The organism is Amycolatopsis silviterrae (genome assembly GCF_042684085.1).
GTDB lineage: Bacteria > Actinomycetota > Actinomycetes > Mycobacteriales > Pseudonocardiaceae > Amycolatopsis > Amycolatopsis silviterrae.
The window spans coordinates 339136-364090 of record NZ_JBHUKS010000011.1 but is presented as its reverse complement, the minus strand read 5'-3'; the positions used below and the strand labels follow the sequence as shown (position 1 = coordinate 364090).

Annotated in this window: 23 protein-coding genes; 10 read left to right on the top strand and 13 right to left on the bottom strand. The window is 69.5% G+C overall.

The features are described 5' to 3' along the window. Positions 1–17: 17 nt before the first annotated feature. Positions 18–1361 (top strand): MFS transporter, encoded by a 1344-nt coding sequence (locus ACFSVL_RS17235; protein ID WP_378305278.1) that lies wholly within the window; start codon positions 18–20, stop codon positions 1359–1361. A 46-nt stretch (positions 1362–1407) separates the two neighbouring features. Further along, positions 1408–3720 (top strand): FdhF/YdeP family oxidoreductase, encoded by a 2313-nt coding sequence (locus ACFSVL_RS17230; protein ID WP_378305276.1) that lies wholly within the window; start codon positions 1408–1410, stop codon positions 3718–3720. 297 nt (positions 3721–4017) lie between these two features. Here ACFSVL_RS17230 and ACFSVL_RS17225 read toward each other — a convergent pair whose 3' ends face one another. Genes ACFSVL_RS17225 through ACFSVL_RS17215 form a run of 3 tightly spaced genes read right to left on the bottom strand, consistent with a single transcriptional unit; the run spans position 4018 to position 6661 of the window. After that, positions 4018–5442, bottom strand: coding sequence for an LCP family protein (locus ACFSVL_RS17225; protein ID WP_378305274.1), 1425 nt, complete (start codon positions 5440–5442; stop codon positions 4018–4020). Positions 5443–5498: 56 nt separating this feature from the next. Next, on the bottom strand, positions 5499–6242 hold the full coding sequence (locus tag ACFSVL_RS17220; RefSeq protein ID WP_378305272.1) for an SDR family NAD(P)-dependent oxidoreductase: 744 nt from the start codon (positions 6240–6242) through the stop codon (positions 5499–5501). Then, positions 6239–6661 (bottom strand): VOC family protein, encoded by a 423-nt coding sequence (locus ACFSVL_RS17215; protein ID WP_378305270.1) that lies wholly within the window; start codon positions 6659–6661, stop codon positions 6239–6241. Before ACFSVL_RS17215 ends, ACFSVL_RS17220 begins: the two co-directional genes overlap by 4 nt. Positions 6662–6732: 71 nt before the next feature. On the opposite strand from ACFSVL_RS17215, the gene ACFSVL_RS17210 reads away from it, so the two are divergent. Continuing rightward, a complete protein-coding gene (locus ACFSVL_RS17210; protein ID WP_378305268.1) occupies positions 6733–7401 on the top strand; it encodes a GntR family transcriptional regulator in 669 nt (222 codons plus the stop codon). A 123-nt stretch (positions 7402–7524) separates the two neighbouring features. Further along, the gene (locus ACFSVL_RS17205) at positions 7525–7872 is read left to right on the top strand and encodes a hypothetical protein (protein WP_378305266.1); all 348 of its coding nucleotides are present in this window, start codon (positions 7525–7527) and stop codon (positions 7870–7872) included. On the opposite strand, the gene ACFSVL_RS17200 is transcribed toward ACFSVL_RS17205, so the two are convergent. The 4 genes from ACFSVL_RS17200 to ACFSVL_RS17185 all read right to left on the bottom strand — a co-directional run bounded on the left by ACFSVL_RS17200 (position 7856) and on the right by ACFSVL_RS17185 (position 11192). Beyond that, positions 7856–9100, bottom strand: coding sequence for an MFS transporter (locus tag ACFSVL_RS17200; protein WP_378305264.1), 1245 nt, complete (start codon positions 9098–9100; stop codon positions 7856–7858). The genes ACFSVL_RS17205 and ACFSVL_RS17200 overlap by 17 nt on opposite strands. Continuing rightward, positions 9097–9639: an ArsR/SmtB family transcription factor gene (locus ACFSVL_RS17195; RefSeq protein WP_378305263.1), complete on the bottom strand. Its 543-nt coding sequence runs from the start codon at positions 9637–9639 to the stop codon at positions 9097–9099. The genes ACFSVL_RS17200 and ACFSVL_RS17195 overlap by 4 nt, the downstream gene beginning before the upstream one ends. Positions 9640–9708: 69 nt before the next feature. Then, entirely contained in the window at positions 9709–9840 is a 132-nt protein-coding gene (locus ACFSVL_RS17190; protein ID WP_255443335.1) for an MFS transporter small subunit, read from the bottom strand. Next, on the bottom strand, positions 9840–11192 hold the full coding sequence (locus tag ACFSVL_RS17185; protein ID WP_378305261.1) for an L-lactate MFS transporter: 1353 nt from the start codon (positions 11190–11192) through the stop codon (positions 9840–9842). Before ACFSVL_RS17185 ends, ACFSVL_RS17190 begins: the two co-directional genes overlap by 1 nt. A 150-nt stretch (positions 11193–11342) precedes the next feature. Between ACFSVL_RS17185 and fdhD the strand changes: the two genes are divergently transcribed. Then, entirely contained in the window at positions 11343–12167 is an 825-nt protein-coding gene (gene fdhD / locus ACFSVL_RS17180) for a formate dehydrogenase accessory sulfurtransferase FdhD (protein ID WP_378305259.1), read from the top strand. Here the strand turns inward: fdhD and ACFSVL_RS17175 are convergent, their stop codons facing one another. Continuing rightward, on the bottom strand, positions 12168–13481 hold the full coding sequence (locus ACFSVL_RS17175; RefSeq protein WP_378305257.1) for a carotenoid oxygenase family protein: 1314 nt from the start codon (positions 13479–13481) through the stop codon (positions 12168–12170). A 66-nt stretch (positions 13482–13547) separates the two neighbouring features. Here ACFSVL_RS17175 and ACFSVL_RS17170 point away from each other — a divergent pair, with 66 nt between their 5' ends. Continuing rightward, positions 13548–14198 carry a TetR/AcrR family transcriptional regulator gene (locus tag ACFSVL_RS17170; RefSeq protein ID WP_378305255.1) on the top strand — a complete coding sequence of 217 codons (651 nt, stop codon included), beginning with the start codon at positions 13548–13550 and terminating at the stop codon, positions 14196–14198. A gap of 48 nt (positions 14199–14246) precedes the next feature. After that, on the top strand, positions 14247–15176 hold the full coding sequence (locus tag ACFSVL_RS17165; protein ID WP_378305254.1) for an alpha/beta hydrolase: 930 nt from the start codon (positions 14247–14249) through the stop codon (positions 15174–15176). A gap of 42 nt (positions 15177–15218) precedes the next feature. Here the strand turns inward: ACFSVL_RS17165 and ACFSVL_RS17160 are convergent, their stop codons facing one another. The 5 genes from ACFSVL_RS17160 to tig all read right to left on the bottom strand — a co-directional run bounded on the left by ACFSVL_RS17160 (position 15219) and on the right by tig (position 20010). Beyond that, entirely contained in the window at positions 15219–15611 is a 393-nt protein-coding gene (locus ACFSVL_RS17160; RefSeq protein WP_378305252.1) for a hypothetical protein, read from the bottom strand. Between the two features lie 70 nt (positions 15612–15681). After that, a complete protein-coding gene (clpX, locus tag ACFSVL_RS17155) occupies positions 15682–16977 on the bottom strand; it encodes an ATP-dependent Clp protease ATP-binding subunit ClpX (RefSeq protein ID WP_009081145.1) in 1296 nt (431 codons plus the stop codon). A 223-nt stretch (positions 16978–17200) separates the two neighbouring features. Further along, entirely contained in the window at positions 17201–17854 is a 654-nt protein-coding gene (locus ACFSVL_RS17150; protein WP_378305250.1) for an ATP-dependent Clp protease proteolytic subunit, read from the bottom strand. Positions 17855–17879: 25 nt separating this feature from the next. Beyond that, the gene (locus ACFSVL_RS17145) at positions 17880–18485 is read right to left on the bottom strand and encodes a ClpP family protease (protein ID WP_378305248.1); all 606 of its coding nucleotides are present in this window, start codon (positions 18483–18485) and stop codon (positions 17880–17882) included. Between the two features lie 142 nt (positions 18486–18627). Then, positions 18628–20010 (bottom strand): trigger factor, encoded by a 1383-nt coding sequence (gene tig, locus ACFSVL_RS17140; protein ID WP_378305246.1) that lies wholly within the window; start codon positions 20008–20010, stop codon positions 18628–18630. 175 nt (positions 20011–20185) lie between these two features. Here tig and ACFSVL_RS17135 point away from each other — a divergent pair, with 175 nt between their 5' ends. From ACFSVL_RS17135 to ACFSVL_RS17125, 3 genes are all read left to right on the top strand, one after another. Further along, the gene (locus tag ACFSVL_RS17135; RefSeq protein ID WP_378305244.1) at positions 20186–21034 is read left to right on the top strand and encodes a fructosamine kinase family protein; all 849 of its coding nucleotides are present in this window, start codon (positions 20186–20188) and stop codon (positions 21032–21034) included. A 563-nt stretch (positions 21035–21597) separates the two neighbouring features. Next, a complete protein-coding gene (locus tag ACFSVL_RS17130; RefSeq protein ID WP_378305243.1) occupies positions 21598–23094 on the top strand; it encodes a sensor histidine kinase in 1497 nt (498 codons plus the stop codon). Positions 23095–23133: 39 nt separating this feature from the next. Next, complete coding sequence (locus ACFSVL_RS17125; RefSeq protein WP_378305241.1) at positions 23134–24945, top strand: glycosyltransferase family 39 protein; 1812 nt, start codon at positions 23134–23136, stop codon at positions 24943–24945. Positions 24946–24955: the final 10 nt, after the last annotated feature.

Below are 24955 nucleotides of genomic sequence, written 5' to 3'. Positions count from 1 at the left end.
GCTTCGGCGCGCGCCTGGTGACCCCGCTGGTCGCGAGCGCCGTGCTGAATCCGATCAACTCCACGCTCATCGCCGTCGCGCTCGTCCCGATCGGACAGGCCTTCGGCGCCGGACCGGGCCGGACGGCCTGGCTGATTTCCGCGTTGTACCTGGCCACCGCGGTCGGGCAGCCGGTCGTCGGGCTGCTGGTCGACCGTTACGGCGCGCGCCGGGTACTGCTCGGCGGCGCGTCCGTGGTGATGGTGGCCGGGGTCGCCGGCATGATCCCGGTCTCGGTCGAATGGCTCACCGGCGTGCGCGCGGTGCTCGGCATCGGGACCTGCGCCGGGTTCCCGGCCGCGATGGCGGTGCTGCGGCGGCGCGCCGATCAGAACGGCGAAGGCGTGCCCGCGCGGGTGCTGTCCGTGCTGGCCATGTCCTCGCAGACGATCATGGTGATCGGCCCGACGCTCGGCGGCGTGCTGATCGCGCTCTTCGGCTGGCCGGCGATCTTCGCGGTCAACCTGCCGCTGGCCGGGATTTCCCTGGTGCTGACGCTGTTGTGGGTACCGAAGGACGCGCCGGCGGAGAAGCCTGCCGAGCGGATCGACGTCGCCGGGATCGCGCTGTTCTCCGCCGCGCTGCTGGTGCTGCTGTGCTACCTGATGGCGCCCGGCATCGGCGATCTGTGGCTGCTGGTGGCGGCGATCGTGCTCGGCGCGCTGTTCGTGCGGGTGGAACTGCGCGCCCGGAAGCCGTTCATCGACCTGCGGATGCTCGCCGCGAACGGACCGGTCCTGCGCACGTATTTGCGGCAGGCACTGAGTTTCCTGGCGATCTACACGATCATGTTCGGCTACGTGCAGTGGCTCGAAGAGGCGCGCGGGTTCGCCGAGTCCGCCGCGGGGCTGCTGCTCCTGCCCATGTCCGGGGTCGCGGTGGGTGCGGCCGCGCTGTCCGGCCGCCCGACCGGCGTTCGGTTGCGGCTGCTGCTGGTCGGTGCCGCACTCCTGGCCGGATCCGTCGCGCTGCTGTTCGTGGACGACGGCACCGCGCTGATCTGGCTGCTCGTGCTCGCCGCGCTGTTCGGCTTGGCGCAAGGGCTCACCAGCGTCGCCAACCAGACGACGCTCTACCGCGAAACTCCGGCCGAGTCGATGGGCACCGCGAGCGGTCTCTTCCGGACCGCGCAATACCTCGGCGCGATTGTCGCCGCCACGGTCATCGCCCAGTCCTATGGCGGGCACGCCGATTCCGGCGGGCTGCACCGGCTGGCCGTCGTGCTGATCGTGACCAGCGGGTTGCTGCTGGTCGTGACCGTCGCGGACCGCGCGCTGCTCCGGGCCGAGCGCCGCGAACGGGACCGCCACCAGACAGTGTGACGACCCCCCGCTTGGGTTCTCGCACTCCAAGGCGGACGATGAGCGCATGACTCGCGAAGCTCCGACTGGTGACGTGGACGAAGCCCGCCTCGAGGTGGGCAAGCCGAAAGGCTGGGCAGCCGGGATTCCGGGCGTCGCCGTTTCGCTCGCGCGCGGGGTGGAGCAGATGGGCCCGGTCCGCACCGCGCGCACGCTGCGGCTGCTGAACCAGCGCGAGGGCTTCGACTGCCCGGGCTGCGCCTGGCCCGAACCGCGGCAGGTCGACGGCGAGAAGCGCAAGATGGCGGAGTTCTGCGAGAACGGCGCGAAGGCGGTCGCCGAAGAGGCGACGAAACGCCGGGTCGGCCGTGAGTTCTTCGCCGCGCACCCGGTGTCCGAGCTGAACGAGCGCACCGACTACTGGCTGGGCCAGCAGGGCCGGCTCACCGAGCCGATGGTGCTGCGCGAGGGCGCTTCGCACTACGAGCCGATCTCCTGGGACGACGCGTTCGGCGTGATCGCCGACGAGCTGCGCGGGCTGGCGAGCCCGGACGAGGCGATCTTCTACACCTCCGGCCGCACCAGCAACGAGGCCGCGTTCGTGTACCAGCTGCTGGTCCGCGCGTACGGCACGAACAACCTGCCGGACTGCTCGAACATGTGCCACGAATCGTCCGGCGCGGCGCTGTCGGCGACCACCGGCATCGGCAAGGGTTCGGTGTCGCTGGCCGACATCCACCACGCCGACCTGATCGTGGTCGTCGGGCAGAACCCCGGCACGAACCACCCGCGGATGCTGTCCGCGCTGGAGCAGGCGAAGGGCAACGGCGCGAAGGTCGTCGCGGTCAACCCGCTGCCCGAGGCCGGGCTGATGCGGTTCAAGAACCCGCAGAACGTGCGCGGCGTGGTCGGCAAGGGCACGCCGCTGGCCGACGAGTTCGCGCAGATCCGGCTCGGCGGCGACCTCGCGCTGTTCCAGGCGGTCGGGCATCTGCTGCTGGAGTGGGAGGACGCCGCGCCGGGGTCCATTGTGGACCGCGAGTTCGTGGAGAAGTCCACGCACGGCTTCGAGGACTGGGCCAAGCAGCTGCGCGAGATCGACTGGCCGGAGACCGAGAAGGCGACCGGGCTCCCGCGCGAGCAGATCGAGCACATCGCGCGGATGATCGCGACGTCCGAGCGCACGATCTACTGCTGGGCGATGGGGCTGACCCAGCACAAGCACGCGGTGCCGACGATCGCCGAGGTCGTGAACCTGGCGCTGGTGCGCGGGATGATCGGCAAGCCGGGCGCGGGCCTGTGCCCGGTGCGCGGCCACTCGAACGTGCAAGGCGACCGCACCATGGGCGTGTGGGAGAAGATGCCCGAGCCGTTCATGGACGCGCTCGACCGCGAGTTCGGCATCACCGTGCCGCGCGACCACGGCTGGGACACCGTCGACTCGATCCGCGCGATGCTCGACGGCCGCGGCAAGGTGTTCTTCGCGATGGGCGGCAATTTCGCTTCCGCCACCCCGGATTCCGACCGGACCGCGGACGCGCTGCGCTCGTGCTCGCTCACCGTGCACGTGTCGACGAAGCTCAACCGCTCGCACGTCGTCCCGGGCCGCACCGCGCTGATCCTGCCGACGCTCGGCCGCACCGAACGCGACGAGCAGGAGTCCGGACGGCAGTTCGTGACCGTCGAAGACTCGATGTCCCAGGTGCACGCCTCGCGCGGACGGCTGGCCCCGGCGAGCGACGAACTGCTGTCCGAGGTCGCCATCGTGTGCCGGCTGGCGGAGCGGCTGCTCGGCGCGGACCACGCGGTGCCGTGGCGGTCGTTCGAGAAGAACTACGACCTGATCCGCGACCGCATCGCCGCCGTGGTGCCGGGCTGCCACGACTACAACCAGCGCGTCCGCGAGCCGGACGGTTTCGTCCTGCCGCACGCGCCGCGCGACTCGCGGGAATTCACCGGCACAGCCACCGGCAAGGGCACGTTCACGGTGTCCGAACTGGAGTACCCGCAAGCGCCCGAGGGCCGGTTGCTGCTGCAGACGCTGCGCAGCCACGACCAATACAACACCACGATCTACGGCCTGTCCGACCGCTACCGCGGCATCGAGGACGGCCGCCGGGTGGTGTTCGTGCACCCGGACGACCTGGCCGCGCTGGGCGTCACGGACGGCGAGATCGTGGATCTGGTCTCGGAATGGCGGGACGGAGACCGGCGGGCCCCGAGCTTCCGCGCGGTGGCGTACCCGACGGCTCGCGGGTGCGCGGCGGCGTACTTCCCGGAGGCGAATGCGCTGGTGCCGCTGGATTCTGTCGCGGAGAAGTCCAATACGCCGGTGTCGAAGGCCGTGGTGATCCGGCTGGAGCCGCACCGCCACGCGTGACCCGCTCGTGAGTGTTTATCCCGGTTAGAACCGGGATAAACACTCACGACCCCCACCCAGCAAGCTTCCGCTCCCGCCGCGCGCCGCCCGCCGCTGCGCCTCGCCGCCCCACTGCACGCCTGCTCCGGCGGGTCTTCGTCGCCGCCGATCTCGTGAGTGCGCATGCCGGTTAGAACCGGCACCAGCACTCACGAGCACTGCCTGGCGTCGCGGACTTCTACCCTGCCTCACGACAGCGCGCCTGTCCTGTCGTGAGTGGCTACGCCGGTTCTAACCGGCATAGCCACTCACGACCAGTCAGTCGATGCAGTTGTCGCCTTCCGACGTCACCGGCGGCGGCGCGTCGGCCTTCGCCGGGCTGCCCGCGGAGGAACCGCCGTCCGACACCCCCGGTCCGGAGTAGACCTTCCCGAGCACCACCTGGATGTGCCCGGCCGGCACGTCCGCGGATTCCTTAGTGGACAGTCCGCCCAGCTCCTTCGCCACCTCCGCGCCCTCGGCGGCGAGCGCGGCCGGGTAGCGCACGAGCGACGTCCGCTGCGACGGCGCGTTGCCCGCGGCGGTCGCGGCGAATCCCTTGCCCTTCAGCACTTCCGCGACCCGCGCCGCGAGCCCGGACGCTTGGCCTGCGTTGGAAACCTCCACCGCCGCCTTCTGCGCGTCGGGCTGGCCGGTGGGCGGTGCGGTGCCGACCAGACCGGCCGCAAACGCTTTCACCTGTGCCGGATCCACCTGCACCGCGGTCGCGGTGGGATGGGACTTGTCGTACCGGTAGTCCGGGTTCACCACCGGGACGGTCGTGAACTGGATGCCTCCGCCGGACACCCCGCGCATCTTGCTGACGAAGTCCAGGATGTCCCACGACTGGTCCAGCACCACCGACCGCTTCACCGCGTCGATGAGATCGCTCAGCTTGCCCGGGTCGGCGAGCGTCCCGGCCGAGAGCACCTGGTGCGCCATCGCGGCGAGGAACACCTGCTGCCGCCGCATCCGGCCGAAGTCGGTGCCCGGCAGGTTGTCGCGCTGCCGCACGAAGGCGAGCGCGGCCCCGCCGGAGAGCTTCTGCTTGCCCGCCGGGAAGTCCGCGCCCGAGTTCTCGTCCTTGGTGGCCTTCTTCAGGCACACCTCGACCCCGCCGACGGCCTTGCTGATCTCGGAGAAGCTCAGCAGGTTGACCTCGGCGTAGTGGTCGATGGTGACGCCGGTGAGGTCCTCGACCGCCTGCCGCGTCGACTTGCGCGCGGCGGTCATCGAGTCCTTCTCGATCTTGTCCTTGTCGGTTTCCCCGGCCGCGCGCAGTTTCGACGCCTCGGCCGCCTTGCCCCGGCCGAACGCGGCGTTGATCTTGCCTTTCCCGCCGGGCATCGAGACGTACGAGTCGCGCGGGATGGAGAACGCCTTGACCTCCTGCTGCCCGTCCGGGATGCGCAGCACGATCAACGTGTCGGTGAGGTCGTCGCCGTTCGCGCCCGCGCGCAGTTCGTCCAGCACGCTCTGCGGCAGCGGGGTCCCGTCCGGGCCTTTGCGCGCGTCCCGGCCGACCAACAGGATGTCCATCGCCCCGTCGGCGTGCTTCTGGCCTTCGTCCACCGATCCGCCGCCGCCGATCACGTCGCTGCGCGTGATGTCGTCGAGCGCGCTGAGCGTCGAAAACCCGTAAGCCGTGCCGGCGAACACCACGGTCGACAGCGCGCCGGCGATAACTTTCCCTGCGATCCGCACGCCCCCTGGACGCTTCAGGGTCACCCATCTGCTGCATTCGTGACACAGCTCACAGCTCAGCGCAGGTGCGAGGCTCCGTTCATGTCCAGAATCGCCCCGGACGCCCAGGTCGCCTCCGCCGACGCCAGGAACACCACCGCTTCGGCGATCTCCTCCGGCTCGGCGACCCGGCCGAACGGGCTCTGCCGCCGGACCTCGTCGGTGACCCGGTCCGCGACCCGCTCGGTGGCGGTGAAGCCCGGGGCCACCGAGGTGACCGAAATCCCGTGCGGAGCCAGCTGGACCGCCAGCGACTGGCCGAACGAGTGCAGCGCGGCCTTGCTCGCCCCGTACGCCAGGTAATCGGGCTCGCCGCGGAACGCCCCGCGCGAACCGATGTTCACGATCCGGCCGGGCACGCCTCGGCTGATGAGGTGGCGGGCGACGTGGAAGGAAACGTTGGCCGCGCCGAGGAGGTTGACGTCCATCGTGCGCCGCCACGCGTCCTGCCAGTCCGCATAGGACATGTCGGCGATCGGCGTGCGGGTGGCCGGGGTCGTCCCGACCGCGGCGTTGTTGACCAGCACGTCGACGCCGCCGAGCTGTTCCTCGGCCACGTCGGCGATCCACTGCGCGGCCTCGGGGTTGCCGAGGTCGCCGGACACGAGCACGTGCCCGGAGCCGGGCAGCGCCTCGAGCGTCTCGCGCGCGGCCTCCCGGTTGGATCCACAGTGGACAGCGACCCGGTAGCCCTTGGTCGCGAAGCCGACGGAAATGGCGCGGCCGATCCCGCGCGAAGCACCGGTGACGAGAACGTTCATTTCGCGAACAACTGGGTCTCGTCGCGGAACGCCTTGAACTCCAGCGCGTTCCCGGCCGGGTCGTGCAGGAACATCGTCCACTGCTCCCCCGGTTCGCCGGCGAACCGCTGATACGGCTCGATCACGAACTCGGTGCCCGCCGCGCGCAGCCGACCGGCCAGCTCGTGGAAGCTGTCGACGTCGAGCACCAGCCCGAAGTGCGGCACCGGCACGCTGTGGCCGTCGACCGGATTGCGGCCCGCTTCCGCGCGAGCGCCCGGGACGACGTGCGTGACGACCTGGTGGCCGTGGAAGTTCCAGTCGACCCACGCGTCGGCCGAGCGGCCCTCCGCGAGCCCGAGCACGTCGCCGTAGAACGCGCGGGCCTTCGGCAGGTCGTCGACCGGTATGGCCAGGTGGAAGGCGGGGCGGACAGCCATGGGCACTCCTTCGACGCGGGGATCGGTGCTTCCACGTTGACTTGCCAATGTCCGAATGTCAACATTAGCCCGTGGAAGTCACCCCCCTGAGGAAGGCGGCGCGGCGCGGGCTCGCCGACGAGGCAGCCGACCGGGTGCGCGAAGCGATCTTCGCCGGGCATTTCCGGCCCGGCGCGCCGTTGCGCGAGGTAGAACTGGCCGCGTCGCTGGAGATCAGCCGCGGTTCGGTGCGCGAGGGCATCGCCCAACTCGCCCGCGAAGGCCTGGTCCGCGTCGGCTGGCACCGCCCGACCACGGTGGTCGATGTCACCGCCGAGGACGTCGAAGAGGTCTACTCGGTCCGCGCCGCACTGGACCGGCTCGCCGCGGTCACCGCGCGCACCGCCGCGTCCCCCGGGGATCTGGACGCCCTGGACGCGCTGGTCGTCGACCTGGAGAAGGCGGTCCGGTCGAAGGCGGACGGGCCGCAGTTGCTGGCGCTGGACATCGCGTTCCACGACCGCGTCTACGCGGCGGCGGGCAACGGACGGCTCGCCGAGGCGTGGGAAGCCGTGCGCTCGCAGGTGTTCCTGTTCCAGCTGCAGCGGGTTTCGCTGGGACACGAGCATTACCGGGCCCGGGTGGTCGCCGAACACCGGGAACTGGCGGAGCTGATGCGCGCCGGAAACCGGGACCGGTTAGCCCAAGTGGCCGAAGCGCACGTCCATTCGGCGCGGGAAAGCCTGCTCGCCGGATTGTGACCCGGACGCCCGTCTCGGCGCTCACCCTGGGGTATCCGGTCTTCCTGGTCCTCGCGCTCGTCTGACCCGGCACGACAGCCGGTTTCTCCTCCGCCAGCCCCCGTGACCTGGCAGGATCATCAGGTGACCACCGAAACCGTCCAGCCAAGCAGGGCCCGCGTCGCGCTCATCGGCGCACTGCACGGCCTCAGCGCGCTTTTCGTCTGCGTCCTCGTGCTGTGCGGAATCTCGGCCGTGCTGCTGACCGCCGCGAAGGTCCTGAGCGTTCCGGCCATGGTCGGAGTCATCGTGCTCGGCATCTATCTGCATTTCGGGATCTATCTGGTGCCCATCGCGGCCGGAGCCGGAGCGCTCGCCGCCTCGCTCGGGGTGCCGGAGCGAGCGAAGCGGCGAGTGTGGATCACGGTCTCAGTGCTCTCCGTACTGTTCCCGATCGTCGTATTCGCCACCGCGACTATGCAACGGGCGTAACCGCTTTCGCCCGCGCGAGGGCCTCTTCGATCCGCTTGTTGCTCGTCATGCTCATCGTCACCACGGTCATCGACACCAGCACCACCGAAGCCGCCACGTACGGCACCCGCACCCCGGCCGTCGCGGCGAGCCAGCCGCCCAGCACGGCACCCGCCGGGGCAGCCGAAGCCGAGACCAGGCGCGACGCCGCCGCCACCCGCCCCATCAGCCGTGCCGGCACTACGACCTGCCGCAGCGAAGAGCCCAGCACCATCGTCACCGCCATGGCGCAGCCGCACAGCGAGAACATCGCCCCGGCGAACCACGGGTTCTGCGCAAGACCGAACATCAGCACCGCGCCGCCCTCGACCACCGCGGTGACGGTGAGCGCGGTACCCGTGCCCAGCCATTTCTCCAACGGCCCGGCGAGCACCATCGCGCCAACCAGTCCCCCGACGGCTTCCACCGCGAGCAAGAAACCGTAGCCCGCGGAGTGCAGCCCGAGCGCGTCCTTCGCGAACACCACCAGAACCGCCCCGAAAGCGCCGAACGCCAGGTTCCCCACCGCGGGCCGCAGAGCGAGGCCGAGGAGCAGCCGATCCTTGACTACGTAAGCGAAACCCTCCTTCGAGTCCGCCCACACCGAGCGTCCCGGCGCACGCTCAGGCACCGGTGCCGACGGCAGCGTCCGGATCAGCACCGCACTGGCCACGTAGGTCACCGCGTTCGCCGCGAACGGCAGCGTTCTCGCCACGGTGAAAAGGAAACTCCCGATCGGCGGCCCGGTGAACTGCCCGGCGGCGGTGGACGCCCCGCGCAGGTAACCGTTGGCCCGGCGGAGCAAGGTCTGGTCCCGCGCGAGCAGATCCGGCAGGTACGCCTGCGCGGCGGTGTCGAAGAACAGCGTGCCGGTGCCGAGCAGGAACGCCACCGCGAGCAGCACCGGAATGCTGAGCCAGCCCAGCGCGCCCGCGGCCACCGTCAGCAGCAGCAACCCCGCCCGCAGCAGGTCCGCGACCCACATCGTGCGCCGCCGGTCCCAGCGGTCGACCAGCGCGCCGGCGAACAGCCCGGCCACTGGATACGGCGCGAGCACCGCCACCGTCACCAGGCTGACCACCAGCGGATCGCTGTCCAGCAGCACCGCCAGCAATGGCAAGGCCGCGGAATACGCGCCGTCGCCGAGAGAACTGATCGTCGCCGCTGTCCACAAGCGACTGAACGCGGGCGGCATCTTCGGTTTGGTCATCTGGCCGCACCCGGCCCCGGCCGGAAGAACGCGACCGCGACGGTGGCGGCCTGTTCGTCGGCGTCGCGTGCGTCCCGCATCTCGTCGAGCAGCTCGGCCAGCCGGCGCTCGAACTCCTCGAACTGCGCCTCGCCGATCCTCGTGTGCTGCATCCGGACGTACCGGCGCGAGCCCTCGGGCGCGGTCGAGAGGTCGTCGATCGCGTGCTGCAGCAGCACGTCCCGCTGCCCGGCGGCCGGCTCGGGCAGCTCGATGCTGCGCCCGACGTGCGCGTAGTAGCGCTCCAGCACGCCGCGCACCTTCCGGGTGCGCACGACGTGCACGATCCCGGCCCGCTCCAGCACCCGCATGTGGTAGCTGGAGCTGCCTTTCGCGATCCCCAGCTGCTCGGCGACCTGCGTGATCGTCGCGGGCCCGTCGCGCAGCACCGCGAGCACGCGGTGCCGCACGACGTTGCTCACGGCGCGCAGCTGATCGGTCGTCTCGACATGGACAGTGTCGTGCGGCGGGACATAGCCCGCCTGATCGTCCCCAGTCACGGGGACAATGGTCAACGACTCTTGACCATTTGTCCAGTGCTTATTTTCCCGGGCCCTTCCCGGCCGTCCTCAGCCGCCGAACAGCCCGACCACCTTCCGGATCAGCTCGACCACGCCGTAGCCGAACGGGGCGAGCACCCACAGCCAGGCGATCACCAGCAGGACGGTCCGGCCGCTCGAACGGCCCTCGGCACTCGTCATCAGGCCTCACTCCCCACCGCGGCCTCGCCGGCCGGTTCGTGGAACTTCTCCTTGACCGGGCGCACGCACTCGTTCGCGACGAACCCGACCACCAGCAGGCCGATCATGATCCAGAACGACAGCTGGTAGAGGTCCGGCCCGGTCTTGCCCGCGGCCTTCTGGCTGTCCGCGATCCCGTCCACGATCAGCGGCCCGAGCACGCCCGCCGCGGACCACGCGGTCAGCAGCCTGCCGTGGATCGCGCCGACCTGGTAGGTGCCGAACAGGTCCTTGAGGTACGCCGGAAGCGTGGCGAACCCGCCGCCGTAGAAGGACAGGATCAGCATCGCGCACAGCACGAACACGAGCTTCGAGGAGTTGGTGGTCAACGCGATCACCAGGTACAGCAGCGCGCCGACGCCGAGGTAGAACCGGTAGATGTTCTTGCGCCCCACCAGATCCGACGTGGACGACCAGACGAACCGGCCGAGCATGTTGGTGAGCGAGAGCAGCGCGACGAACCCGGCGGCGGACGCGGCGCCGACCGGGGCCGAGGTGCCCTTGAAGAAGTCGGTGATCATCGGCGCGGCCTTCTCCAGGATGCCGATGCCCGCGGTCACGTTGAGGCACAAGACAATCCAGAGACACCAGAACTGCGGTGTCTTCAGCGCGTTCGCCGCCGAGACGTTCGCCGTGGAGATCAGCGGTTTGGCCGCCGCCTGCTTCACCGCGCCCGCCGGACGCCAGTCGTCGGCCGGGACGCGGACGATCAGCACGCCCATCGTCATGAACACCGCGTACACGATCCCGTGAATCAGGAACGCCGTCGCGATGTCGCCGGTCGCAGGCGAGGAGCCGAGCATCGCCGACGACCACGGCGAAGCGATGAGCGCGCCGCCGCCGAAGCCCATGATCGCGATCCCGGTGGCCATGCCCGGCCGGTCCGGGAACCACTTGATCAGCGTCGACACCGGCGAGATGTAGCCGATGCCGAGCCCGATCCCGCCGACCCCGCCGTAGCCGGCCACCACGAGCCAGAACTGTCCGGTCGCGACGCCGAGCGCGGCGAGCAGGAAACCGGTCGAGAAACACACTGTGGCGACTGCCATGGCCCAGCGCGGGCCGTTCTTCTCCACCAGCGTCCCGCCGAACGCGGCGGACAGGCCCAGCATGACGATGCCGAGCTGGAAGGGCAGCCCGGACTGCGTGCCGGACAGTCCCAGGGTCTTCTCCAACGGCGTCTTGAAGACGCTCCACGCGTAGGCTTGGCCGATCGACAGATGGATGGACAGCGCGGCGGGCGGCACGAGCCAGCGGGTCCAGCCGGGCGGTGCGACGATGCGGGAACGGGCAAGGAAGCCGGGGACAGCCATCGGCGGTCTCCTCCCAACAGAGACGAGGTGCTGGGAATGGTTTACCAGATCCTCGGCGTTGCGCTGGATGACTGTCGAATGACTTGAGAATGTCTTGTCGATGACAACAAAAGACCGCACTAAAGGCGACAAAACGAGTGGAGCGGGCAGATGGGCAGAGTGACCGTGCGGCGGCCGGTACGGCGGATCTCCGCGACCGGCGAACGGCGCCGGCCGGACTCGCTGGCCGCCGAAGAACCGCTGGAGCTTCGGGTCGGCGGCAAGGCGCTGGCAGTGACGATGCGCACGCCCGGCCACGACGTCGAACTGGCGCACGGCTTCCTGCTGTCCGAGGGCGTGCTCGGCTCCCGTGAGGACGTCGCCGTGGCGCGCTACTGCGACGGCGTCGACGACCAGGGCCGCAACACCTACAACGTGCTCGACATCGCCCTCGCCGAAGGAGTCGCCCCGCCGGACACCGGCGTCGAGCGGAACTTCTACACCACCTCGTCGTGCGGTGTCTGCGGCAAGGCAGCACTCGACGCGGTGAAGCTGCGCAGCCGGTTCTCCCCCGCCGCGTCCGAGTTCACCGTGAAGACCGACGTCCTCACGCAGCTGCCGGACCGCCTGCGGGAACAGCAAAAGGTGTTCTCGTCCACCGGCGGCCTGCACGCCGCCGGACTGTTCACTTCGGACGGTCAGCTGGTCGTGGTGCGCGAGGACGTCGGACGGCACAACGCGGTGGACAAGGTGCTCGGCTGGGCACTGCAGGCGGGCCGGATCCCCGCCCCGGACCTGGGGCTGCTGGTCTCCGGCCGCGCCTCGTTCGAGCTGGTGCAGAAGGCCGCGATGGCCGGCATCGGACTGCTCGCCGCGGTGTCCGCGCCGTCCTCGCTCGCGGTCGAACTGGCCGAGGAGAACGGCATGACGCTGATCGGTTTCCTGCGCGGCGACAGCATGAACCTCTACACCGGAGACCAGCGCCTGCTCACGTGATCAGGTTTCGGCCGGCACCCAGTTGCCGTGGAAACCGTGCGGGACGCGGTCCGGCAGATGCACGGCGGCGACAGTTTCGAGGGTTCCGGCGTCGAGCAGCACGAGATCGCTGCGCGCCTCGGCCGCGTCGTAGACGTAGCCCATCAGCACGCCTTCGTCCTCGCCCGCCTCCGCACTGGACGGAACGAACACGAACTCGCCCGGTTCGCGTCCGGGACCGAAGCGGTGCGCATCCACCGAACCCTTGCGCAGGTCGTGTTTGTACACCGCGCCGACGCTGCGCGACACGTCGTCCAGCGCCGTCGCGTAGCCGTACCGGTGCGGCAGCCCGACGAGACGTTCGTCCACTCGCGGGAATTCCTGGCCGTGCTCGTCGAGCCGGTCTTCAATCACCTTCCCGAGCGTGAGGTCGACCGTCCAGCGGTCCAGCGTCGGCTCGCCCTCGGCCGGGCCGTGCAGGGCGCGGTCGAACATCTTCGGGTGCCGGACCACGTCGAGCACGATCCGGTCGTCCTCGTCGTAGGCGTTGAGCGGGTGGAAGACGTAGCACTGGCCGACGTCGAACCACCGGACGTCGCCGTTGTCCCCCTCGCGCGGCATCACGCCGATGCGCGCCGGGTAGTCCGGATTCCAGCGGTACGGCAAGGAACTCACGCCGCGGCCGGTCCGCGCGGTCAGCGGGTCGGGCACGTCGACCGGCACCGGGGCCTGGTCCGGATCGAAGGTGACCGGCAGGTCGTAGAAGACCACGTACCGTTCGGTGAGCGAGAAATCGTGCATCATCGGCGCACCGGTGACCTCGACGTCGACCGTGCGCCGCGCCCGGCCGTCGGTGCCGACCACTGAGTACTGCACCCGGTTCCCCAGCCCGAATTGGTACGAGACGGCGTGCAGCTCGCCGGTCCGCGGGTCGCGTTTCGGGTGCGCGGTGTACCCGGAGAGGGTGCCGCCGAAATCGCAGACGCCGAGCGTGTCCAGCTCCTCGCTGAGTTCCCACTGCGGCGAGCCGCCCTCGACGAGCGCGATCGTGCGCCCGGCGTGCCCGATGACGTTGGTGTTGGCCCCGGATTCGTCCGTGCCGACCCGGCGGCTGCGGTACCACTCGGCCCGGCCGTCGCGCAGCCGCACGCCGTGCACCATGCCGCGGCCGAGGAACCAGTGGTGCGCTTCCGGGTCCGGATCGGCCGGGTTCGGCCCGTTGCGCAGGTACCGGCCGTCGAGATAGCCGGGCAGCTGCCCGGTCACCGTCAGCCGGGTGCTCGTGTACTCGCGCTCGACCGGCGCGAAGTTGCCTTCGAGGAAGGGGTTTCCCATGACGCGCTCCCGTCCATAACTTGGTTATGAGAACCGGTATAACAGGGTTATGGGATACTGGCAACCATGAGCGAGAGGACCCGGGGCGAACACGCGCGGACACAGCTGGTCGAGGCGGCGATCCGGCTGCTGGCCGACGGCGGCGCCGAAGCACTGCAGGCCCGCAAGCTGGCGGCCGAGATCGGCGCGTCCACGATGGCCGTCTACACGCACTTCGGCGGAATGGCCGCGCTCACCGAAGCCGTTGCGAGAGAAGGGTTTCGGCGGCTGATCGCGAACATGGCGACCGTCGGGCAGAGCGATGACCCGGTGGCCGATCTGTACGGCCTCGCACTGGCCTACCGCCGGACCGCGGTGGAGCACCCCGAACTGTTCACGCTCATGTTCCGGGAGGCAGGCGCGAGCGGGCAACCGGTGGGCGACCTGCTCAAGGAGAAGGAGGACACCGAAGCCGCGACGTCGTTCCAGGGCATGGTCACCGCCGTCGAACGCGCCATCGACGCCGGACGGCTCACCGGCCACCCGCTCTCCGTCGCCTCACAGGTGTGGAGCGGCGTCCACGGTTACGTCACCCTCGAACTGCTGGGCCACTTCGGCCGGGGCGACCGCGGCGTGACCGAGGTGCTCGCGCCACTCTGCGTGACCTTGGTCGTCGGCCTCGGAGACAGCCATGCCGCCGCTCGGGCGTCCGTGGGACTGATCACAACGACGGAGTGAAGATCTTCGGAAGGCAACGTTTCGTCCCTTACTCACGTCTTACGCTATATGGGTGAGGGGGAATGGGTGAACGAGGAGACTGAGGGCCGAAGGCGGGTGAGCCGCCGGTCCATGCTGATCGCCGGCGCCTCGGGCCTCGGCATCGCCGGGCTCGCGGTGGGAAGCGCGACCGGCGTGGTGCCGTTCAACCAGGCGCTGCAGCGCGCGCTGGGCGTCACGTCGTCGACTCCGGTCACCCAGCTGGGCAGCATGCGGGTGGAACGGGTCTACTCGCACGCCCGCGGCCGCGAGGTCGATCTCGTGTTCCTGCTGCCGAGCAAGAAGCCCCCGGCCGGCCTGCCGATGTCGCTGATGCTGCACGGCCTGCACGGCACCGCGCGCTCCGCCTCGCCGAGCGGCCTGCTGAAGCAGTTGGGCAGCGACGTCGCGCGGAAGGCCGTGCCCGCGTACGGCTTCGTCGCGGTCGACGGCGGCGACAACTACTGGCACCAGGTCCGCCCCGGCGACGATCCGATGGCGATGCTGCTGGAAGAAGTCCCGCAGTGGCTGCGCGCCCGCGGTTTCGGCGGCACGGACGGCCTGCCGTTCGCGTGCGCCGGAGTGTCCATGGGCGGTTTCGGGGCGCTGCTGTACGGCCGCCGCCGGGCCGAACGCCGCCAGCCGCCCGCCGCGATCGCCGCGGTCGCCCCCGCCTTGATCACGTCGTGGCCGGAAATGGCGAAACGCCGGATTTTCACCGGGATGACCGACTGGACGTCGCTCGACCCGCTGCGTCATCAGTCGGCGCTGCAGGGCATTCCGACGGCGGTCTACTGCGGCACGGAGGACCCGTTCATCAACGGGGTGCGGCGGTATATCGCGGAAACGCATCCGACCATCGGGTACACGGCGCACGGGAAGCACAGCGACACGTTCTTCCGGACCACGGTGCCGAGCATGGTGGGGTTCCTCGGGAAGCACCTGCGGCAGAAGGCGTAGGTCCTCGTGAGTGGCAATCCCGGTTCTAGCCGGGATAAACACTCACGACACCCAGCGCGCCACCACGGACATCACCCAGAACCCGACCATCGCGGCGAGCGCGGTCAGCAGCGACCAGCGCAGCTGCTGGGCCCGGGTCTCCGACGAGCGCAGGCGGCGCAGGAACAGCCACGACACCGCGAACAGCGGGATCGGCAGCAGCGGCAGCGCCGACAGCCGGGTGCCGACCGCGACCAGGCACGCCAGCGTGAACAGCACCAGCATGATCTCGGACGCGCGGACCAGCCACGGGAACCGCGTCAGCACGGACGCGGCCACCCGTTCGCTCAGCTCGAGGATGCCGACCGGCGCGGCCGCCGCGGTCTCAGCAGGGACCGCTTCGCCGGGGTCGGCGGTCTCGTCCCCCCGGGGTGCGGTCAGCGGCACGGTTGTCATCCTGTCCATTATCGCGCCTGCCGCCGACACCCGGACAGCCGACTCCTGCTAACGCCCGGCGGACGCCGGGTCAGGCCGACTTCTCGCCGCGCTCGCTGCGGGTGCGGCGCGACGGCTGGCGAGCCACGATCGTGGGGTTCACGTTCTCCCGCACGGTCTGCTCGGTGATCACGACCTTCGCCACGTCCTCGCGGCTCGGGATGTCGTACATGACCGGCTGGAGGACCTCCTCCATGATCGCGCGCAGGCCGCGGGCACCGGTGCCGCGCAGCACGGCCTGGTCGGCGATCGCCTCGAGCGCGGTCTTGGTGAACTCCAGCTCGACGTTGTCCATCTCGAAGAGCTTCTTGTACTGCTTCACCAGCGCGTTGCGCGGCTGCGTCAGGATCGAGACGAGCGATTCCTTGTCCAGGTGGTTCACCGTGGCGACCACCGGGAGGCGGCCGATGAACTCCGGGATCAGGCCGAACTTGATCAGGTCCTCGGGCATCGTCTCGGAGAACACGTCGCTGCCCTCGATCTCGGCCTTGGTGCGGATCTCCGCGCCGAAGCCGAGGCCGCGCTTGCCGACCCGCTCGTTGATGATCTTCTCCAGCCCGGCGAACGCGCCCGCGACGATGAACAGCACGTTCGTGGTGTCGATCTGGATGAATTCCTGGTGCGGGTGCTTGCGCCCGCCCTGGGGCGGCACCGACGCGGTGGTGCCCTCGAGGATCTTCAGCAGCGCCTGCTGCACGCCCTCGCCGGACACGTCGCGGGTGATCGACGGGTTCTCGCTCTTGCGGGCGATCTTGTCGACCTCGTCGATGTAGATGATGCCGGTCTCGGCGCGCTTGACGTCGTAGTCCGCCGCCTGGATCAGCTTCAGCAGGATGTTCTCGACGTCCTCGCCGACGTAGCCGGCTTCGGTGAGCGCGGTGGCATCGGCGATCGCGAACGGGACGTTCAGCAGCTTCGCCAGCGTCTGCGCGAGATACGTCTTGCCGCAGCCGGTGGGGCCGAGCATCAGGATGTTCGACTTCGCCAGCTCGACCGGCTCGTCCTTGGAGTCCTTCGGCCCGGACTTGTCGTCGGCCTGGATCCGCTTGTAGTGGTTGTACACCGCGACCGCGAGCGTCTTCTTCGCGTCGTCCTGGCCGATGATGTACTGCTCGAGGAACTCGTGGATGTCGGCGGGCTTCGGCAGCTCGTCGAGCTTCACGTCGCCGGCTTCGGCCAGCTCCTCTTCGATGATCTCGTTGCAGAGGTCGATGCACTCATCGCAGATGTAGACCCCTGGCCCGGCAATGAGCTTCTTCACCTGCTTCTGGCTCTTGCCGCAGAAAGAACACTTCAGCAGGTCGCCGCCGTCACCGATCCGTGCCATGGCCGTTGACCTCGTCCCCTCCGGTGCGCGAGGCGCACCTGCACTACTCTCTGGCGGCCCCGGGACTGCCAGGCGTTCCCGGGACCAACACGCATTGCCATCGACGGTACCCGCCCGAAGGCGCGGGCGGGAACACCCGACCCCAGTCGGGGGCGTCGACGACCGACAGTAGACCAGCGGACCGGTGCGCGTCGCGGATTCGCCGCGCACCGGCCCGTCGCGGTCAGTTCGCCGACGCCTTCCGGTACGGGAGCACCTCGTCGATCAGGCCGTAGGCCTTGGCCTCTTCGGCGGTGAGGATCTTGTCCCGCTCGATGTCGGCCTTGATCTCGTCCGGTTCCTTGTTCGTGTGCTTGCCGAGGATGATCTCCATCTGGCGGCGCACGCGCTGGATCTCGTTGGCCTGGATCTCCAGGTCCGAGACCTGCCCGTAGGTGCCCTCGGTGGCGGGCTGGTGGATCAGCACGCGCGCGTTCGGCAGCGCCATGCGCTTGCCCGGCGTGCCCGCCGCCAGCAGCACCGCGGCGGCCGAGGCGGCCTGGCCGAGGCACACGGTCGAGATGTCCGGGCGGATGTACTGCATGGTGTCGTAGATCGCCATCAGCGACGTGAACGACCCGCCCGGGGAGTTGATGTAGATGCTGATGTCGCGGTCCGGGTCCTCGTGCTCGAGGTGCAGCAGCTGGGCCATCACGTCGTTCGCCGACGCGTCGTCCACCTGCACGCCCAGGAAGATCGTCCGCTCCTCGTACAGCTTGTTGTACGGGTTGGACTCCTTCACGCCGTAGCTGGTGCGCTCGACGTAGGACGGGAGGATGTACCGCGACTGAGGAGTCTGCGGGGCCCGGAAGTCACCCGGGAGCCGGAAGTTGCTCATAACGCTCTCCTGTGTGCTTCGGGGCTCAGTTGCTCGAGTTCAGGCCGCTGTCGCGGGTCAGCACGTGGTCGACGAAGCCGTATTCCTTCGCCTCCTGCGCGGTGAACCAGCGGTCGCGGTCGCCGTCCTTGATGATCTGCTCGGTGGTCTGCCCGGTCTGCTCGGCGGTGATCTTCGCCAGCTCCTGCTTCCACTTGTTGAACAGGTCTGCCTGGATCGCGATGTCGGAGGCGGTGCCGCCGACGCCCGCGGACGGCTGGTGCATCAGGATGCGCGCGTGCGGGAGCGCGTAGCGCTTGCCGGGGGTGCCCGAGGAGAGCAGGAACTGCCCCATCGAGGCCGCCATGCCCATCGCGTAGGTCGCCACGTCCGGCTTGATCAGCTGCATGGTGTCGTAAATCGCGAACCCGGCGGTCACCGAGCCGCCCGGCGAGTTGATGTAGAACCGGATGTCGGACTCGGAGTCGTCCGCGTCGAGCAGCAGGAGCTGCGCGGTGAGCCGGTTGGCGACCTCGTCGTTGACCTCGGAGCCGAGAACGACGATGCGCTCCTGGAGCAACCGCTCGAACACCGAGTCGGTGAGGTTGAGCCCCGCGGTGCCGGTCCGCCCCTCGGGCATGTGCTGCTTCACGTCTGCCTGCCTTTTCACCGGCGGCGGGCCGCCTGTGAAAGCCGCGCCGCCGCTGTCGTGTTCATGCTTGAGATCTTGCAACCGACCCTAACGAACTTGGGCGGTGCAGAATGCCTGACACCGCCCAAGTTCGCTCACAGCTTTACTCGGCCGGGGTCGCCGCCGCTTCTTCGGTGACCTGCGTCTCCTCGGCGGGGGCTTCTTCGTCCGCGCCGAACAGCTCGCTCAGGTCGACCTCGGCCCCGGACGCGTCCTTCACCGTGGTGCCGCGCACGACGGAGGCGAGCGCCTTGCCGCGCCGGACGTCGGCGTAGATCGCGGTGAGCTGGCCGGACTGCTGGGCCCGCTGCACGTACTCGTCGGGGCTGACGCCGAAGCGCTGCGCCTGGTAGATGATCCGCTCGGTCAGCTCGCCGTCGTTGACCGACGTCTGCTCCTTGTCGGCGATGGTGTCCAGCAGCAGCTGCGTGCGGACGGCCTTCTCCGACTCTTCCTTCACCTCGGCGTTGAACTCGTCGAGGGTGCGGCCCTCGGCCTCCAGCGCCTTGGCGAACTGCTCCTCGTCGTGGTCGAACGGGTGAACCGCGTCGTGCTTGCGGTTCTCGATCTCGGCCTCGACGACCTTCTCCGGCAGCGGCACGTCGGTGCGCTCCAGGAGGATCTCCAGGACCTTGTCGCGCGCCTGGACGCCCTGCTGCATCGTCTTGACGCGGCCGAGCCGGGTGCGCAGGTCCTCGCGCAGCTCGTCGATCGTGTCGAACTCGCTCGCCAGCTGGGCGAACTCGTCGTCGGCCTCGGGCAGCTCGCGCTCCTTGACCGACTGCACGGTGACGGTGACCTCGGCGTCCTGGCCGGCGAACTCGCCCGCGACCAGCTTGGTGGTGAACACCTTGGTCTCGCCTGCGTTCGCGCCGACGATGGCCTCGTCGATGCCGTCGACGAGCTGGCCGGAGCCGATCTCGTAGGACAGGCCGGTGGTGGAGGCCTCCTCGACGGCCTTGCCGTCGACGCTGGCCGACAGGTCGATCGACACGAAGTCGCCGGTCTGGGCCGGGCGCTCGACGCCGGTCAGGGTGCCGAAGCGGGCGCGCAGCTCGTCGAGCTGCTCGGCGACCTCTTCGTCGGTGGTCTCGACGTCGTCGACGCTGATCTCGATGCCGGCGAGGTCGGGCAGCTCGATCTCCGGCCGCACGTCGACCTCGGCGCTGAACTCCAGCACCTCGCGGTCCTCGAGCTTGGTCACCTCGAACTCGGGCTGGCCGAGCGTCCGGACCTCGCCCGCGCGGACGGCCTCGATGTACTTGGCCGGAATGGCCTCGTTGACGACCTCGTCGAGCACCGGCGCGCGGCCGATCCGGCTTTCCAGGACGCGAGCGGGGACCTTGCCGGGACGGAAACCGGGGACCCGCACCTGCTGGGCGATCTTCCGGTACGCGGCGTCGAAGTTCGGCTTGAGCTCGTCGAACGGCACCTCGACATTGATCTTCACTCGCGTCGGGCTGAGCTGCTCGACGGTGCTCTTCAAGGTCTTCTCCTCGAGCGGTAAACGATGGGGGCGGACAGTCCCTCAGGACCGCCCCGGTCACCTGCTGACCGGGATATCCGAGTCTAGGCCAGAGGGTTGACAAGACTGGCTGCGGGGCACCTGCCGCATCCCCGCCGATCAGCAACGGTCGGCGAGCACCCGTAGCGTCGGAGACGTGGTTTCCGGGCAGCAGAGCGAAGGTCCGGCCGCAGCGGCGGCGCGGCTAACCGGGTTCGAGACAGTCTCACACGGCCCCGCAGGCACCCTCAGTGAGGTCGTATTGACCGACGGCCACCACGAGTTCGACGCCGTGGTCAAACGCGGCCACGCCCCAGGCGCCACCCGCGCCGAAGCAGCCGGACTCCGCTGGCTTGCGTCAGCGGACGCCGTACGAATCCCCCAGGTCCACGGCGCAGACGACGAGTGGCTAGTCCTGGACCGGGTCACGGAGACCACCCCGTCCCACGCGGAGGAGTTCGGCCGAGCCCTCGCCCGCCTGCATTCCGCCGGAGCACCGACGTTCGGCGCGCCTCCCCCAGATGGCCCAACGGAGGCATGGATCGGAACAGCCCCCATGCACAACTCCCCAGGCGACTCATGGCCAGAGTGGTACGCAGAGCACCGAGTCCTCCCGTACGTCCGAATGGCCGCCGGCCTTCTGGATACGGCGGTATTCGAACGAGCCTGCGCACGAATCCCGTCGATGGCTGGCCCGCCAGAACCACCCGCCCGCCTCCACGGCGATCTATGGAGCGGCAACGTCCTGTGGGACGCAACCGGAGCAATCCTGATCGACCCAGCCGCACACGGCGGACACCGAGAAACCGACCTGGCAATGCTGCACCTGTTCGGCTGCCCGCAACTGGACCGAATCCTGGCCGCCTACAACGAGGTCGCGCCCCTGGCAGACGGCTACCGAGACCGAATCGCCCTGCACCAGCTTTTCCCGCTCCTGGTGCACACAGTCCTCTTCGGCCGTTCCTACGCCAACCAAGCAACCACCGCAGCCCTCTCCCTGGGCTGACCCCGTCCGTGAGGGACCCCTTCACGGACGGAGATTCCAATGCCGGGGACTTCGGACGGCGGAAACTGAACGTGTCGTCCGTGAGGGGAACCCTGAGGGAATCAGATTCCCTCAGGGTTCCCCTCACGGACATTAAGAAACGGGCATTCCGGCATTAATTGGGCATTTCACCGGCAGCGGCGTCCTTTGTGGACGGTCAGCAGGCCGACGCCACCCGGCCTAACCCCGAGCACTGGCCCTACGCCGTCCGTGAGGGCCACCTTCACGGACTTGGATTCCCTCAAGGAGTCCTTCACGGACCGAAACCGCCACCAACGCACCCAACCAGCGAGGCACCCAGCCCCACCCCCGCACCCCGATACGAAGCCTCCCTGCGCTCGGCGGGTGCTTGTCAAGGCATCTTTCCCGCCTTGACAAGCACCCGCCGAGCGTCAGCACAATCCGGCTTCGGGGTGCCCCACGCAAACCCCCGGGCGCAATGTCGCCCCCAGGGCGACGAGCCCCACAGCCCCCACACAGCCACCACACACCTCCCCCACACCCGCGCCCCACACCCTCGACCCATGACCAGCGCCCGGCCCGCCCACTCCGGCCGCCGATCCCTGCGCACCAAACTCACCCTCTCCACCGTCACCCTCCTCTCCCTGGTCTGCCTCACCATCGGCGTAATCAGCGAATTCGCCCTCCACGCCTTCCTGCTGACCCAAACCGACACCCAACTCTCCGCCGCCACCGCCCGAGCCCTGGACTTCTCCACCCGCCCCACCCCACCCGGCGAGGAACGCACCCCCCTAGACGCCCCAGGCCAAGGCGCCGGCACCGTCACCGCCCACTTCACCCAAACCGGCACCAACGGCACCGGCGGCTGGCTCTCCCCCTACGGCCAGCGCATCACCCTCACCCCCGACGAACTCACCGCCCTGCAAGACCTCCCCACGAACGGCCGCCCCTACACCCGCACCATCGGCTCCCTGGGCGACTACCGCCTCGCCGCATTCCCAGTCCCAGACGGCGTAGTCATCACCGGCGTCCCCCTAGCCCCGATGCAGCAAACCCTCCTCACCGTCGGCCTGATCCTCTTCGGCGTCGCCGCCGCAGGAGTGACCGGCGCGGCGTTCCTAGGCGCCTTCGCCGTCCGCCGGACCCTCCGCCCGCTGGAACGCGTCGCGGAAACCGCCGCACAGGTCTCCGAACTCCCCCTCGACCGAGGCGATGTCGACCTCTCCGTCCGGGTCCCGGACCAGGACACCGACCCCCGCACCGAAGTCGGCCAGGTCGGCGCGGCGCTGAACCACATGCTCGGCCACATCTCCTCCGCCCTCGAAGCCCGGCACGCCAGCGAACTCCGCGTCCGCCAGTTCGTCGCGGACGCCAGCCACGAACTGCGCACCCCGCTCGCCGCCATCCGCGGTTACGCCGAACTCGCCGGCCGGTCCAGCACCTCCGCACCGCCGGACGTCGCGCGCTCGATGACCCGGATCGAATCCGAAGCCGACCGGATGACCGCGCTCGTCGAGGACCTCCTGCTGCTCGCCCGCCTGGACGCGGGCCGTCCGCTCGACGTCGCCGAGGTCGACCTGTCCCGGCTGGTCGCGGACACCGTCAGCGACGCGCACGTGGCCGGTCCGCACCACGTCTGGCAGCTCGCCCTGCCGGACGAGCCGGTCCTCGTGCCCGGCGATGTCCAACGGCTGCACCAGGTATTGGCGAACCTGCTCGCGAACGCCCGCGTCCACACCCCGCCCGGCTCGACGGTCCTCACCACTCTCACCCGATCCGCGGACGGCAGCGCCGTGGTGACCGTGACGGACAACGGCCCGGGCATCCCGGCCGAGCTGCAGCCAGCGGTGTTCGAACGCTTCGCGCGCGGGGACTCGTCACGCTCTCGGGCGGCCGGTTCGACGGGGCTCGGCCTGGCGATCGCGGCCGCGGTTTTGACCGCGCACCACGGCGCTATCGCGATGCAGAGCCGCCCGGGCCGCACCGAATTCGCTGTGCGGCTGCCGATCGCCGTCCCGGCGCAGCGCAACCCCCGGTCGCACAGCGGGCACACAGGGTAGGCACATCCCCGCCCCAGGTCAGGCCGCGAGGCTGACCGCATGACCGCAGTCGCGACCCCTTCGACCGTTCCCGCCGCGCCAGTCCGGCGCGCCGAACCGAGGTGGGTCCGTCCCGCGCTCGTGCTGCTCCTCGTCGCCACCGCCACGCTGTATCTGGGGGATCTGGGCGCGTCCGAGTGGGCGAACGCGTTCTACTCCGCCGCCGCACAAGCCGGGGCACAAAGCTGGAAGGCACTGTTCTTCGGCTCCACTGACGCGGCCAACGGCATCACGGTGGACAAGACGCCAGCCGCGCTGTGGGTGATGAGCCTTTCCGCACGGCTGTTCGGGGTCAACGCGTGGAGCATCCTTGTGCCGCAAGCGTTAATGGGCGTCGGATCGACGTGGCTGCTCTACGCGACCGTCCGGCGCACTTCCGGCGCGGCTGCGGGATTGCTCGCGGGCGCGGTCCTTACTCTCACCCCGGCTGCGGCGTTGATCTTCCGCTTCAACAACCCGGACGCGCTGCTCGTGTTGCTGCTGATCGCCGGTGCCTACGGCACGGTCCGGGCGATCGAGAAGGCCAGCCCGAGGTGGCTCGTTTTCGGCGGCGTGGCAATCGGATTCGGCTTCCTCGCCAAGATGCTGCAGGCGTTCCTCGTGCTGCCCGCGTTCGCCCTCGCCTACCTCGTGGCCGCGCCGACGACGCTCGGCAAACGGCTCCTGCACCTGCTCGCCGGACTGGCCGCCGTCGTGGTCTCCGCAGGCTGGTACCTCGCCGTCGTAGCGTTGTGGCCAGCTGCGGACCGTCCGTACATCGGCGGGTCGCAGAACAACAGCCTGCTCGAACTCACCTTGGGGTACAACGGTTTCGGGCGCATCACCGGCGACGAGACCGGCAGTGTCGGCGGAAGTCCGGGCGGCGGCTGGGGCAGCACCGGGCTGTTCCGGCTGTTCGGCAACGAAATGGCGGGTGGCATCGCGTGGCTGCTGCCCGCGGCCGTACTCGGGCTCGCCGCCGGATTGTGGTTCACCCGCTACACGCCTCGCACCGATCGCAGCCGTGCGTCGTTGCTGCTGTGGGGCGGCTGGCTGCTCATAACCGCCGCAGTGTTCAGCTTCATGGGCGGGATCATCCATCCCTACTACACCGTCGCGCTCGCCCCGGCGATCGCCGCGCTGGTCGGGACCGCCGCCGTCCAGTTGTGGCGGCTCCGCGGCAACCCAGCGGCGGTCGGGCTGCTCAGTGGTGGTGTCGCATTGACCACGGTGACGGCTTACTTCCTGCTGGACAGTTCTTGGCAACCGTGGCTCGCCCCGACCGTGCTCATTCTCGGGATTCTTGCTGCTATCGCACTGTTTTTCAGCCAGCACTTCGGAAGGATCGCCGCGGTCCTGGGGCTGGTCGTGCTGCTCGCCGGCACCGGCGCGTACAGCATCGCCACGGCGGCGGCTCCGCACACCGGCGCGATTCCGTCCGCCGGGCCGAATAACAGGCAGATGTTCGGCGGCGGCGGTCTGCTCGGCACCACCATGCCCGGCGAGAACCTGACCGCGTTGCTGCGGAAGTCCGGCGACCACCGGTGGGCCGCCGCGACCGTCGGGTCCAACAACGCCGCCGGATACCAGCTCGGCAGCGGCAAACCGGTGCTCGCGGTGGGCGGCTTCAACGGCACCGACCCGTATCCGACGCTCGCACAGTTCCAGCAGTACGTCCGCCAAGGCCAGATCCGGTATTTCCTCGGCGACGGCATGACGATGCGCGGAGACAGCAGCGGAAGCGACGCCGCCGCCCGGATCGTCGAATGGGTGGCCGACAACTACCGAATGACCACAGTGGACGGTGTGTCGGTGTATGACCTGGCCGCCTGATCCGCGGTCA